The sequence below is a fragment of the Mycobacterium sp. AT1 genome (assembly GCF_002043095.1).
Classification (GTDB): Bacteria; Actinomycetota; Actinomycetes; order Mycobacteriales; family Mycobacteriaceae; genus Mycobacterium.
In genome coordinates, this window is sequence record NZ_MVOC01000058.1 from 1 (window position 1) to 12,136 (window position 12,136).

The 12,136-nt window shown below is 62.6% G+C and carries 14 protein-coding genes and 1 pseudogene; 7 read left to right on the top strand and 8 right to left on the bottom strand.

What is annotated here, in order from left to right; all coding sequences use genetic code 11:
- Positions 1-16 precede the first annotated feature (16 nt).
- Positions 17-547 carry a cutinase family protein gene (locus tag B1790_RS35740; protein ID WP_369832425.1) on the bottom strand — a complete coding sequence of 177 codons (531 nt, stop codon included), beginning with the start codon at positions 545-547 and terminating at the stop codon, positions 17-19.
- 236 nt (positions 548-783) lie between these two features.
- Here B1790_RS35740 and B1790_RS25760 point away from each other — a divergent pair, with 236 nt between their 5' ends.
- The 5 genes from B1790_RS25760 (at position 784) to B1790_RS25780 (ending at position 4,254) form a co-directional block, all read left to right on the top strand.
- A complete protein-coding gene (locus B1790_RS25760) occupies positions 784-1,383 on the top strand; it encodes a hypothetical protein (RefSeq protein WP_079926141.1) in 600 nt (199 codons plus the stop codon).
- 335 nt (positions 1,384-1,718) lie between these two features.
- Positions 1,719-2,492, top strand: a complete 774-nt coding sequence (locus B1790_RS25765) for an SDR family NAD(P)-dependent oxidoreductase (protein WP_079926151.1) — start codon at positions 1,719-1,721, stop codon at positions 2,490-2,492.
- Positions 2,493-2,560: 68 nt separating this feature from the next.
- Positions 2,561-3,049 (top strand): peptide-methionine (R)-S-oxide reductase MsrB, encoded by a 489-nt coding sequence (gene msrB / locus B1790_RS25770; protein ID WP_079926142.1) that lies wholly within the window; start codon positions 2,561-2,563, stop codon positions 3,047-3,049.
- Positions 3,046-3,594 carry a peptide-methionine (S)-S-oxide reductase MsrA gene (msrA, locus tag B1790_RS25775; RefSeq protein ID WP_079926143.1) on the top strand — a complete coding sequence of 183 codons (549 nt, stop codon included), beginning with the start codon at positions 3,046-3,048 and terminating at the stop codon, positions 3,592-3,594. The genes msrB and msrA overlap by 4 nt, the downstream gene beginning before the upstream one ends.
- Before the next feature lie 69 nt (positions 3,595-3,663).
- Positions 3,664-4,254, top strand: a complete 591-nt coding sequence (locus tag B1790_RS25780) for a DUF421 domain-containing protein (protein WP_079926144.1) — start codon at positions 3,664-3,666, stop codon at positions 4,252-4,254.
- Positions 4,255-4,451: 197 nt separating this feature from the next.
- On the opposite strand, the gene B1790_RS25785 is transcribed toward B1790_RS25780, so the two are convergent.
- Positions 4,452-4,901: a hypothetical protein gene (locus tag B1790_RS25785; RefSeq protein WP_079926145.1), complete on the bottom strand. Its 450-nt coding sequence runs from the start codon at positions 4,899-4,901 to the stop codon at positions 4,452-4,454.
- Entirely contained in the window at positions 4,898-6,004 is a 1,107-nt protein-coding gene (locus B1790_RS25790) for a molybdopterin-dependent oxidoreductase (protein WP_233165324.1), read from the bottom strand. Before B1790_RS25790 ends, B1790_RS25785 begins: the two co-directional genes overlap by 4 nt.
- 631 nt (positions 6,005-6,635) lie before the next feature.
- Between B1790_RS25790 and B1790_RS25795 the strand changes: the two genes are divergently transcribed.
- Together B1790_RS25795 and B1790_RS25800 are read left to right on the top strand one after the other, a co-directional pair.
- Positions 6,636-7,388 (top strand): 5'-methylthioadenosine/adenosylhomocysteine nucleosidase, encoded by a 753-nt coding sequence (locus B1790_RS25795; RefSeq protein WP_079926146.1) that lies wholly within the window; start codon positions 6,636-6,638, stop codon positions 7,386-7,388.
- A gap of 361 nt (positions 7,389-7,749) precedes the next feature.
- Positions 7,750-8,172, top strand: a complete 423-nt coding sequence (locus tag B1790_RS25800; protein WP_079926147.1) for a nuclear transport factor 2 family protein — start codon at positions 7,750-7,752, stop codon at positions 8,170-8,172.
- 57 nt (positions 8,173-8,229) lie between these two features.
- Here B1790_RS25800 and B1790_RS25805 read toward each other — a convergent pair whose 3' ends face one another.
- The 5 genes and pseudogenes from B1790_RS25805 to B1790_RS25825 all read right to left on the bottom strand — a co-directional run.
- Positions 8,230-9,231, bottom strand: coding sequence for a helix-turn-helix domain-containing protein (locus B1790_RS25805; protein ID WP_158083880.1), 1,002 nt, complete (start codon positions 9,229-9,231; stop codon positions 8,230-8,232).
- Positions 9,232-9,801: 570 nt separating this feature from the next.
- Positions 9,802-10,056: a DUF6510 family protein gene (locus B1790_RS25810; RefSeq protein WP_079926149.1), complete on the bottom strand. Its 255-nt coding sequence runs from the start codon at positions 10,054-10,056 to the stop codon at positions 9,802-9,804.
- A gap of 29 nt (positions 10,057-10,085) precedes the next feature.
- Entirely contained in the window at positions 10,086-10,829 is a 744-nt protein-coding gene (locus B1790_RS25815) for a ferredoxin reductase (RefSeq protein ID WP_079926153.1), read from the bottom strand.
- A 7-nt stretch (positions 10,830-10,836) separates the two neighbouring features.
- The gene (locus tag B1790_RS25820) at positions 10,837-11,436 is read right to left on the bottom strand and encodes a sulfite oxidase-like oxidoreductase (protein WP_079926150.1); all 600 of its coding nucleotides are present in this window, start codon (positions 11,434-11,436) and stop codon (positions 10,837-10,839) included.
- A 131-nt stretch (positions 11,437-11,567) separates the two neighbouring features.
- Positions 11,568-12,136 (bottom strand): annotated as a pseudogene (locus tag B1790_RS25825) (cbb3-type cytochrome c oxidase subunit I); the annotation flags it as partial.

Sequence of the window (12,136 nt, forward strand, 5' to 3'; positions counted from 1 at the left end):
ACTTCGATGAGCGCCGTCAGTTTCCCGGCATGCGGTTGGTGACGGCGTCCACAAAAGCCTGGCCAGTCCTACCGATCCCTGGGTCTTCGAACGTGCCGCGTGCGAACACCACCTCGACATCCGGGCAGAGTGAGTCGCCTGCGGCGGCAGCCACTCCCGTAGTCAACGGCCAGGCAACCGCCACCACCGATGCGGCAACTGCGGCACCGAGGATCTTCTGTGCCAGAACGTGCCGCGTGCGTCCGCAGCCCCCGCCCCTGCGCCCGGGATCGTGCAACGCTGGCCGGCACCAACCGAGGCTGGCTCGACCGATGCCACCAGCTGCCTCGGTACCGAAGTCTCCAGCCCTCTGAGGCCCCCGGTCGACGTCGCTCTGACCGTTCGATTGGATGAAGATCCGCCGCAAGCCCTTCATGACGCAAAGTCCGCCGGGGTCAAGTGATGAACGGCGGAAGACGGGCGCATGGTGATTCCTTCTGGTGTCAGGGGATGGTCTTCGAACTACCTTGGTGGCAGGTCGCCCGAAGTTACATGTTGCAGCGCGCATAAGACTTGGCCAGACATGCACAACCAGGGTTTGAGCCGGTTCCCCTGGCGCCAGGGAGTGCGTACGAGGTTGCCAGCCCTGCGTCGGAAACCCGTGGAAGCCGTCACTGCGGTGCGCGGCCCACTGCTCGTCACGCCGGCGCTGAGTGCCTCACGCGGACGAGACGTGGTTCGGTGGAACGTCACAGGGCCCACGGTGAGACGCGCTCGCGGACTTCACGGGCCAGGAAGTCCAGCGTGTGCGCTTCCGGCCTCGGGTCGGGCAGCAACGACTACTCGGTCCGTGGTGCATTCGTTCCGGCCGGACACACGTTCGCCTTCGACGATCAGCCACGGGAGGGCACCCTTTATCGGTGGCCGAGTCTGCTCACCTCCACGACGATTGCCGTGCCGCTCGGCGCGGCGGCCGATGCACTCGAATCAGCCATGGAAATGTTGATGGGGAAGGTCAGCATGCCCGACAACATCCTGGCCCGTGACGAGCCGAGGGTGCGGGCTGGAGTGGCCCGCGCGCAAGCCATGATCGGATCGGCCCGTAGCTATGCCTACGACACCTTGGGTAGTTTCCGGACGAGACTTTCCGGCGGCTATGAGCCAAGCTTGATTGAGGTCGCGGCGCTGGCAGGATGTTTCGTCCACACCGTGACGGCGTGCCGTGAGGCAGTGGCGGTGCTAGTTGAGACGGTCGGCACAGCTGCAGTCCGACGTGGCAGCCGGCTGGAACGCCATCACCGGGACTTGATCACCATCGGACAACACGTGATGGGCCAGCCGAAGATGCGCGAGTGGGCCAGCGCCCTGTGGTTTGGCCAGATCCCCTCGATTCCGCTGGTGTAGCCCGCCACCGATAACCATGAATCGGAGCTCATTCCGAGGCGCGCGTCGAGACACTGCTGTCCGCTGGATGAACGACGACCCTGACCTGCACACGCCGCGATGCACTGGACACGCGCGCTCACCAGCTTGCCGCGTACCGGGACGCACCACCGGACTAGTCACCTGGGTGAATGTCGACTGCGGGTGATGACATCTCACCCGCAAGTTCAGCAATGTCACCAGCGCGATTGAAGCACTGCCCAAGAAGCAGATTCGTCGGACGACTCCGTCTGGACTGCCTCGACGGCCGTATGCGATTCACCGGAGTCGACGTCGGGAAAGAGAGGACTGAACGGATGCAGGACTTTGACGGCAAGAAGATCATCGTCGTCGGCGGCAGCTCCGGAATGGGGCGGCAGACGGCGATCAACATCGTTGCGAACGGCGGTAGCTCAGTGATCGTTGGCCGCACCAATGCCCGTGTCGACGACACCGTCGCCGAGTTGAAGGGTTTCGGGGGTCGGGCGTGGGGTGTCGCTGGCGATTTAACCGACCGCCTAGCCGTGAGCGAAATCCAACGCGCACTGAGTGACTCGCACGGTGACGCCACTCTGCTGGTCAACGCCGCCGGATTCTTCGTTCCCAAGTCGTTCCTCGACTACGACGCCGATACCTACAACTCATACATGGACCTCAATTTCGCATTGTTCTTCCTGACCCAGGGCATCGTCGAATCGATGATCGAGCAGGGTAGCGGCGGATCCATCGTGAACATTGGGGCCATGTGGGCACATCAGGCCATCGGAAAGACCCCGTCGTCGGGATACTCGATGCAGAAGGCTGCGCTGCATGCCCTCACCCACAACCTGGCCATCGAGCTGGCCGACCACGCCATTCGAGTGAACGCGGTGGCGCCAGCAGTGGTGAAAACGCCTCTCTACGAGAAATTTATCGCCAAGGGTGACATCGACGGCACACTCGCGACGTTCGCTCCGATGCACCCCCTCGGAAGGGTTGGTGTTCCGACCGACGTCGCCGACGCGATCACCTTTCTCCTGTCGGAGAAGGCCAGCTGGGTGACCGGCGCCATCCTCAACGTGGATGGCGGCGTAATGGCCGGCCGTAACTGAACACCGACCTCGACCACGCCACGCTCACTGACATCCACTGTGTGGGACAACCAATCTAGGAGGCCAACATGGAGAATCGGTACCACAAGAACCCGGCTGCGGTCGACGCGCTGAGCCCGCAGCAGTATTTCGTCACCCAGGAGAATGGCACCGAACGACCGTTCACTGGCGAATACTCGGGCAACAAGGATCCCGGCATCTACGTGGACGTGGTGTCCGGTGAGCCGTTGTTCGCCTCCGTCGACAAGTTCGAGAGCGGAACTGGCTGGCCAAGCTTCACAAAGCCACTCGACCCCGACAACATCGCCGAGAAGCGAGATTCGAGCCACGGCATGGTCCGTGTGGAAGTGCGCTCAGCACACGCTGACAGCCACCTTGGGCACGTGTTCCCAGACGGACCCAGCCAGGCCGGGGGACTGCGCTACTGCATCAATTCGGCTGCGCTGCGGTTCATCCACCGCGACAAGCTCTCAGCCGAGGGCTACGGAGAGTATTTGAGCTTGTTCGCCAGCCCGGAGGGCTTCCGTGAACCAGCCGTTGGTGGGCAGCAGTCATGATCGCGGAAAGTTTGGCGATCCTTGCTGGCGGTTGCTTTTGGGGGATGGAGGACCTGATCCGCAAGCAACCGGGCATCATCTCAACCCGGGTGGGTTACACCGGTGGCCAGAACGCCAACCCGACCTACCGCAATCACCCCGGGCATGCCGAGGCGATCGAAATCACCTACGACCCCAACAAGACCGACTTTCGCAACATCCTGGAGTTCTTCTTTCAAATCCACGACCCGACGACGAAGAACCGCCAGGGCAACGACGTCGGCACCAGCTACCGTTCGGCGATCTTCTACCTCGACGAGGAACAGAAGCGGGCCGCGTTGGACACGATCGCCGACATCGACGCCTCTGGCCTTTGGCCCGACAAGGTGGTCACCGAGGTCACATCCGCTAGCAAGTTCTGGTTGGCGGAGCCGGTGCACCAGGACTACCTGGAGAACTACCCGAACGGCTACACCTGCCACTTCATCCGTCCAGCGTGGAAGTTGCCGCCCCGCAGTGCAATTGACAGTGACGCAATCGCCTCCCCGCTTCGGCGGCATGACTGACGAAGGCCTCACGGTGCCAACGCGGATCAATGCCGAGCGTCAGGTCCGGGATAGGAGGTCGCCGCCGCTGTGAACCACGTCCTGCGTCTGCTCATCGGTGACCTGCCCGCAGCAGTCGACGCCGTGATCAAGACTTCGGCTCTGTTCTTGACGGCGGCAGTGCTGTTTCGAATCACCGAACGACGCACACTAGCCGAGTTCGCGCCGTTCGACTGGATCGCCGCGGTCGCGGCCGGCGCTATCGTCGGTCGGACTGCCATCGCCAGCGACACATCGTGGCTCACCGCAACTGCGGCGCTGCTGTGTCTACTCACCACCCATGCGATGCTGTCTCGGCTGCGTTACGTTCCCGTGTTCCGGAGACTCATAGACCGGCCGCTGCAGGTGCTGATCCGCGACGGACAGGTCGACCGACGCATGCTGCGACGATGCGGCCTGACCCGCTCCGACTTGGACGCCGTACTTCGGCAACATGGATACCACAGTGCTCAGCGTGTCCACTTGGCGATCCTCGAGGCAAACGGCGGCATCTCCGTCCTGAGTGGTGGCCCGTCAGCATGCGAAGCCAGATGTGCGTCCAACACTCAAAACCATGACATCCCTGGCCGACTCAGCTCGGACGAGCATCCCGAGTCGAAGACCGACGTGCATCGTGAGTAGAGGATGTGGCGGCCCTCGCTTCTACTGGCACCGAGTGATCGCCTTTGTCCCTAGCGTCCAATTTCGTGGGGGACCAACCATTCGCCTCTTCGGATGTGTCCGCGAGGCCGTCCCGCCCTGTCCTTTGTGATGCAGTCGGCGCTCCGGAACGACAGGTTGAGTGGCGAATGGTGTTCAGTTGCCGCCATCTCACGAACCTAGTCTTGGGCTGGATGAGGCAAGCTGTCGGTCTGAGGACGACGAACCCGAGACACGACGTGGGGCGCGGCGAGGAAGATCGCCGCGCAGGCCCAGACGACGGCCAGTGAAACACCAAGCCCCATCGGGTAATTGCGATCGAGCACTGTCTGATTGTCTGGACGGGCACCCGGGCGATCGAACACTGGGATTGCCACGAGGACCAGCGTCACACTGCATAAAGCCGCGATGCCAACCGTGCCCCACCAGCGGCGCGGAAGGACGCGGCGGACACCCAGCCCCAGAGCGGTGCAGACGGGTGCGAACACAAAGTCATGGGCCACTACTGCAACGCCCGCCCAGAGGGCGATTTGCATCAAGACGGTTGGCGGGTTGTCCCACAACAGCAGTGCGCCGTATCCGCCGACTCCGAGCCCGGAGGCGCCTATGACGACGCGCGTCGCAGTCATGACTGCACCACTTCGATGCGGCTGAGCCACTTGGTTTGGAGGACGCCCGGTCTGGTTGGTGCGATGAGACGGCACGGATACCCGTGGTCCAGGTTCAGCACGCCTCCGTTGAGTTCGAGAGCGATCAAAGTATCCGAATCGTGGGCATGGCCTGCGGGCAGCACTGTCCGTGAGTAAGGTCCGGGCGGCTCGAGCGAGATCATCCGGACGTCGGCGTGGGCAGGGGCATTGACGGTGGCCAACAGATCGCTGAGCACGACTCCGGACCACAACGCGTTGACGCTCCAGCCCTCGACACACGACATGGGTAGAGACCGCGTCGTCTGCGGCAGTGCCGAGAGCTCCGCGACGCTAAAGGTCCGTGACTTCGCTCCGTTGACGACCGTCAGGCGGTAGTCCACAGACTGCGCGCGTCGAATCACCCCTGCAGCTAGAGCGCTGCGGTTCACTGGAACCCCTTGTGGGCCCATGCCGGAACGTGGCGCCAAGACGGACAGCCTCCGCAGAGGCGACACGCTCTCGCCTACGGTGACGACTGTGGCAAGGCCGGCGGCCAAACCAGCACCCCACAGCACCGTGCGGCGAGATGGGCCGCCGTGCTCAGCATCGGAGGGAACAGCTGGGCTCAGCGGTTCGCCGAGCGCGTGTCGGATAGTCGGTAGCTTGACGGCCACGTGGACCAAGATCGCGCCCGCGGCGACGTAGGCCATCGCATAGTGACTGCTGGTGAAGAAGAACTTGAATGCATACCACTGAGCGATGTTGAGCAGACCGGTACTGAGCTGAAACAGCACGGACGCGACCAAGACGAGGATGGATGCGCGCTCCAGCTGGCGTAGTAGCCCTCCCATGAGCGGGCGTTCGAACAGCTTGGGAAAGACTGACCACAGTTTGACGACCAGGAGTGGGATCGCCGCTATGCCAGTGGCGACGTGCAGCCCCTGGGTGACCCGATACAGCCACACTGGCCGCGTCGGCCAAAGCTCGACGAACCACACCTGAGGGTGCTGGATGAAATGGCTGATCAGTCCCGTCACGAAGCAGATTGCGAGAGCTATACCCAAGGCGGTACCGACCCGGGCGGTTACTGCGGTGCTGCGCAAACGAGGTCTCGTGGCGTCGACTGCGACAGCGGCCCCGTCGGGACCCGCTGTAACGGGTGAACAGTCATCAGTGTTGTTCATGTTGTCTCCGTGGCTCGCCGCGAAATGCGAATGTGCTGAAAGGGCAGCGATTGCCCTCTCGCTACATCCCCAGTCCTGGTACGCGGGCATCAAGTCGGGGCGCCGCAATTCTATCAATTCCACTGCTGTACAACAGAGTTCATGGTGATAGGCGGCAGGCCAACCTTACCGCCACGCCGGGGGATCCGCATTGGCCGGTCGATTTCCGACCTGCCCGCCCGTCGGTGCATGCGTCCTGCGCCAAGTGTTGTGCGCTTGGATACAAACGGTCTGCCCAAAAGCGACCAATAATGAATGGCATGGGATTGGCTGAGACGCTGTGGGTAGATCCCGCAGCAACCTTCGTAGCCGTGCCCTTGACGATGCGTGGACGACACCAATCTGCACTGCTCTCACAGAGAGGAACATGGATGCACGACAACAACATGCGAGCGTCGACGGACGCTGCCGAAACACGCGAGACGCTCGGATGCGCGGAGACTTCCAGTGGAACTGCTGACGTCTTGCAGGGGCATTCAGTCACCGGATTGTCAGCCCGGGAATCGGGACTATGACAGTCGGTCTCATCTGCGCAATCCCCCAGGAGCTCAACCACCTTCGAGCCTTGCTCGAGCGTGAGCGCACGGAACGCATTGGGGGCGTCGACTTCGTGCTCGGAGCACTTGACGGACACGAGGTCGTCATGGCCGGCTCTGGCATGGGTAAAGTCAATGCCGCGTTGGTATCTGCGGTTCTCGCAGAAAGGTTCTCATGCCGTCTCATCGTATTCTCTGGAGTTGCTGGGGGTCTGGACCCCGGGCTTGCCATTGGCGACATCGTAATCGCCGATCGAGTCATCCAGCACGACGCCGGATGGATTGACGGTCCGTCAACGGTGACCTACCAGGCCGGCCACGTCCCCTTCATCAATCCGACCGAGCAACTTGGCTACGACATCGACGAGCGGTTACTTCGGCGAGTCGCGGATCGACTACGGGGCGTACACCTGCCGGCGTTGTCAGAGGCGGCAGGGGGCGGCGGACGTGCTCAGCGAATCGCCTATGGCACCGTGCTCACCGGTGATCAGTACGTGCACAGTGAACTCGTTCGTCAGCGACTTCATCAGGATTTCGCCGCACTGGCAGTGGAAATGGAGGGCGGAGCGGTCGCCCAGGTCGCCGAGGCGTTCGGGCTTCCCTGGTTGATCATTCGAGGACTGTCCGATCTGGCCGGTTCGGATTCTCGCTTCGACTTTGCGTCGTTCGTCGACGAGGTGGCGGGCACGTCCGTGATGATCTTGCGCCAGTTACTACCAGTGCTGTGAAAGGCCGAGGAGTGGCGCTTCAATCGATGGGCCACCGAGCCAACCGCCCGCCCGTACGTGGGTTCGCATCTCCGCGAGACCCTCTGTCCTGTTTGCGGTTTGGACGCCTGTCACGTAGCGGGGCGCCGGAAGCCGATCCCACCCAAACGATCGCGACGCCACCGGAGAAGCCGCCGCCAAGGTCATCCAACAGCTCCTCGACGTGGTCGAGGCCACCGGCTACGTGCGATGGCATCGACGCCGGAATTGCTCCTGCAGTGCGCACTGAGCGAGTGTCCCTCGCGCGGAAGGGCTGCGACGAGCGGACCCGCGTAGGGGTAACTCGGCGTTCAAGGACGTTCATCAACTCGGAAGGGCTCGCATGACTCATTCGACGGACGGTGGGCAAACGACCCACCCAGGCCTGCTGGCAGTCAAGGCTTTCTACGTTGCGTTGGGACAGGGTGACGTTTCAGCGGTACTGGCATTGCTAACGCCGGATGCCCGTTGGACGGAAGCAGAGGGGTTCCCGTATTACAGCGGGACGTGGATCGGTCCAGACGCAGTTCGTGACAATCTGCTCGTGCCGGTGGCGCGGGACTGGGCCGATTTCAAGGCTACTCCGGAAGATTTTCTGGTGCAGGGTGATCGAGTGGTCTCACTGGGCGTGTACACCGGAATATTCAAGCGATCCGGAAGGTCGGTGGCCGCAAAGTTCGCCCATGTGTGGACTACTGCGGGCAGCCAAATCTCCGGCTTCGAGATGTACACGGACACAGCGAAGGTCCGTGAAGCGATGCAATGAACATGGGTCCACCTCCGCGTGGGTGCCGCTCGGCGAGGGCCTGACATAGCCGTGTCGTCATGGGTGAGGCTCGCTCGCGTTCCTGGCTGTGGATGTGTCGAACACGGAGTACGTCCCGAACCCCGGAAAATTCGCCCGCTGCGACTGAGCCCGATATTCCCTCGGTGCCATACCGCAGGCTGCCTTGAACGTCTTGGAGAAGTTGGCTGGGTCGACGAACCCCCACCGTAGACCGATGTCGCCGACTGCGACGTGGGCTAGTTCGACGTTCGACAGATCCCTACGGCAGTGCTCGATCCGGCGGTGCCGGATCCAGCCAGAGACTGTCTGATTTTCGTCCTGAAACAGCTTCTGCAGGTAGCGGGTCGAAACATGCTGCGATGCAGCGATTGTCGTGACGCCAAGGTGTGGGTTACCCAGTTCGGCCTCGATGAAGGTGTGGATGCGCGTCATCACGTCGCGTCTACTGTGGTCCAGACCGCGAACCGCGCCACCGGATGACTGTTCTGTGAATGACGCGTCTAGAAGTGCCAGCATCGCGTCAGCGAGCTGAATGTTGTCCAGATGATGGCCATTGGTGAGCTGCCGACCCAGGTGGGTCAAGAAGCGTGACGCGAATGCTGCCATGCCCTCGTGACCGCTGAAACGACAGGCTGTCAATTGCACGCGCCGTGGTCCGAATACGCGCAGCAGCCCGGCGGGGATGATGAGCCCGTACATATGCAACGAGGCATCCCCGGCCAGGTCCCACGGCAATGCCCTGTCATAGACGACGAAGTCGCCAGGATCCAGAACGGCCCGTCTGTTGTGTTGCGATATCACGCAATGTCCGCGGGCTACGAGGCAGACTTCGAGATAGTCCACCGTGTCGCATCCGATCTTGCTCCGGCGGGGCAGTGTGATTTCGTCGCCGACTGCTACCTCAGTTACGTGTATGCCTCCCAGACCCGCGACGCGGACGATGCCGTCGAAGGAACGAATATCGCTTCTCGTCATTCCCAACGGGAGTAACACATCCTGGTTGACGTCGGCGACGCCGCCGACGCGTGCGAGTGGCATTGCGGGGCCGCGACTAATTGTTCGAAACCGGGAACGCGCATCTCCGGGCGGTGGATGATTGCAAGAGTTGGCCGCTCGATGCTCCTCGACGCGGTGTCGCATGACTCAGACCCGGCCGTCCCAACGTCGCGATACCGTTGCCGTAGCTGTTGGTATACCGCAGCTCTCCGTTGTGTCCAAAGGGCAGGAAGCATCGAAGTTGAGGCCGAGCGCGCACAGTCCAGATCTCCAATTTCACAGAACCTCTCACTCCGTTCGTCACAGAACTCACGCGACGACTCCAATCTAGATCGCGCATGGATGAGGCAGCCTCATCCCCACAGCTCAATCACCCGGGTGAGTGTCCTGCTCTACCTCGGCCGTGGACGCCGGGCTGCTAGGTTCGAATCCCACGTGGTGTCGTCGTAGCAGGGATCGACGGGCGGGGCGCGACCCATCGGGTTCCGCTTCTCTGCGACCCACACAATTGTTCCCATCAAACATCCTGCAAATCAACGGGTTACGGGCAGCTGCGCGTGCGATGCAATGCCTGCGATCCGCAGTAGCGGCGGTACGGCCACACAACCATCCTTACCTGCCAGGGATCCGCCATGATCGGGCGCCGGTGAAGTCGACGATGGTGTCGTTCGGCAGGCGGACCATTCGCATCAACGGGCCTTGGCAGCTGGGACACCGCACCACGACACCGGGACCACGGTGGTAGACGTGCGTTTCAGCGAAGATGGTCTCCTGCGCGCAACCGGCACAGGTCAACGTGGCCGTGGTGACTTCGAATCCGAGGAGATCGCCGAATGTTCCGGCGACGGCGTTACCGTCGAGGTGCATGGGTAGCCCTAACTGTAAGGACCCGTCGGTCACGCGCTTGGCCCGAACCGCTCGGTCCGGATGGTTGACGGCCGATGGCCCTGGCCGATCAGGATTGCGGTCACGGACTCCACGAATCCCGTTGGCCCACATACATAGATACGCACGTCGACCCCGGGCATCCAGCCTGGTAGCGCGAGATCCTTCGGTGCGAGGCGGCCCGCCGGGCGGGTCACGTGAGGCGGGATGCTACGGGTGTAGGCGAGAGTGAGACGTAGCCAGCGGAATTCGCGATCCAACAGCTTCAATTCGTCGGTGTAGTACATCGCGGCAGGCGATCGTGCCGCGTAGACCACGTCGACGTCGGCACCAGAGGTGGCGTCCACGCGTTGACGCAACATGGCCATCAGCGGCACGATGCCCGATCCACCACCGATGAGCAGGGCCGGTGTGAGCACCTCGGGATGCCAAACGAACCATCCGCCGAACGGTCCGCGCACTTCGATCTCGTCGCCGGTGCTCATTCCGGTGAGGTAGGGCGAGACTTCGCCGTCGACGACCCGCTCGACGGTGAGCTCGATGCGCTCACCGTCGGACGGTCTGCCTAATGAGTAGCTGCGCTGCGACGAATAGCCGTCCTCGGCAGTGAGTTTCACATCGACGTGCTGACCCGCCTGGTGCCCAGGCCATCCGGCCACGTTCAGCCCAATGGTGTGTGCCGTGTCTGTCTCGGGTTGGTTGTGCGTCACCTGGGCGACGCGCCATGGCAAGCGGCGGGTGGGTTTGATGCTCATGTCGACGTCAATCACCGGCGTAGCGCTGTTCGCGCCACGGGTCGCCGTATTCGTGATAGCCCAACTGCTCCCAAAAGCCCGGCTCGTCGTCGTCGCGTAGTTGGATGGATCTGACCCACTTCGCTGACTTCCACAAGTAAAGGTGAGGGACGAGGAGGCGGGCCGGGCCGCCGTGCGAGCCGGTGAGCGGTTCGCCTTCGTATGTGTGGACAATCCACGCCTTGTCACCGAGAAGGTCATCCAACGGAAGATTGGTGGTGTAGCCGCCGTAGGATCCCACCAAGGCGAAGTCGGCTGTCGTTTCCACGGAGGCGAACAGTGCATCCAGCGAGACGCCAGCCCATCGCGTGGCCAACTTCGACCACGAGGTGACGCAATGGATGTCGACGACCGGCCGCTCGGTGGGCAGGTTCAGTAACTGCGACCACGTCCAAACGTATTCGGTTCCTACCTCGTTACGGATCGTAAAGCGCCAGTCGTCGAGATCGACGTGCGGAGTCGGTCCCGCCTGCAGCACGGGAAAGTCAGTCGTCAGATGCTGACCCGGCGGCAGTGGGACGGTGCTCGGTCCACGGCGACCGTGAAAGCCTTTGTTGACGAGACTCATTGGTGCTCCTAGGTGATGTAGCGCCGGCTCGGTCGACGCGAGAGATTCTGCTGAGGATCAGGTGCGCACGCTCAGATCCGCCTCTGTGACGTCACCACCGGAGGGGTGCGGTCCGCCGCCGACGTGCGCCTCGCCGGACGCTCCGAACGGATTCGGGGCAGCTCGGTGAAGTTGTGCCGCGGCGGGGGACAGCTGGTGGCCCACTCCAGGGAGTTGCCGTGTCCCCACGGATCGTCCACGGTGACGGGCTCTCCGTAACGCCAGCTCTTGAACACGTTCCAGAAGAACGGGATCGTCGAGATGCCGAGGGTGAACGCGCCGATGGTCGAGACGACGTTGAGCGTGGTGAAGCCGTCGCTGGGCAGGTAGTCGGCGTAGCGGCGGGGCATACCCTCGTCGCCGAGCCAGTGCTGCACCAGGAAGGTGGTGTGGAAGCCGATGAAGGTCAACCAGAAGTGCAGCTTCCCCAGCCGCTCGTCGAGCAGCCGGCCGGTCATCTTCGGGAACCAGAAGTAGACACCTGCATAAGTGGCGAACACGATGGTGCCGAACAGCACGTAGTGAAAGTGCGCCACCACGAAGTATGAGTCGGTGACGTGGAAGTCCAGCGGCGGGCTGGCCAGCAGCACGCCGGACAGGCCACCCAGCAGGAAGGTGACGAGGAATCCCATGGCGAACAGCATCGGTGTCTCGAAGGTCA

Coding starts and splice junctions, on each gene's coding strand:
- B1790_RS35740 (WP_369832425.1), bottom strand. CDS start 547: ATGCGCGCTGCAACATGTAACTTCGGGCGACCTGCCACCAAGGTAGTT.
- B1790_RS25765 (WP_079926151.1), top strand. CDS start 1,719: ATGCAGGACTTTGACGGCAAGAAGATCATCGTCGTCGGCGGCAGCTCC.
- msrB (WP_079926142.1), top strand. CDS start 2,561: ATGGAGAATCGGTACCACAAGAACCCGGCTGCGGTCGACGCGCTGAGC.
- msrA (WP_079926143.1), top strand. CDS start 3,046: ATGATCGCGGAAAGTTTGGCGATCCTTGCTGGCGGTTGCTTTTGGGGG.
- B1790_RS25785 (WP_079926145.1), bottom strand. CDS start 4,901: ATGACTGCGACGCGCGTCGTCATAGGCGCCTCCGGGCTCGGAGTCGGC.
- B1790_RS25795 (WP_079926146.1), top strand. CDS start 6,636: ATGACAGTCGGTCTCATCTGCGCAATCCCCCAGGAGCTCAACCACCTT.
- B1790_RS25800 (WP_079926147.1), top strand. CDS start 7,750: ATGACTCATTCGACGGACGGTGGGCAAACGACCCACCCAGGCCTGCTG.
- B1790_RS25805 (WP_158083880.1), bottom strand. CDS start 9,231: ATGCCACTCGCACGCGTCGGCGGCGTCGCCGACGTCAACCAGGATGTG.
- B1790_RS25810 (WP_079926149.1), bottom strand. CDS start 10,056: ATGCACCTCGACGGTAACGCCGTCGCCGGAACATTCGGCGATCTCCTC.
- B1790_RS25815 (WP_079926153.1), bottom strand. CDS start 10,829: ATGAGCATCAAACCCACCCGCCGCTTGCCATGGCGCGTCGCCCAGGTG.
- B1790_RS25820 (WP_079926150.1), bottom strand. CDS start 11,436: ATGAGTCTCGTCAACAAAGGCTTTCACGGTCGCCGTGGACCGAGCACC.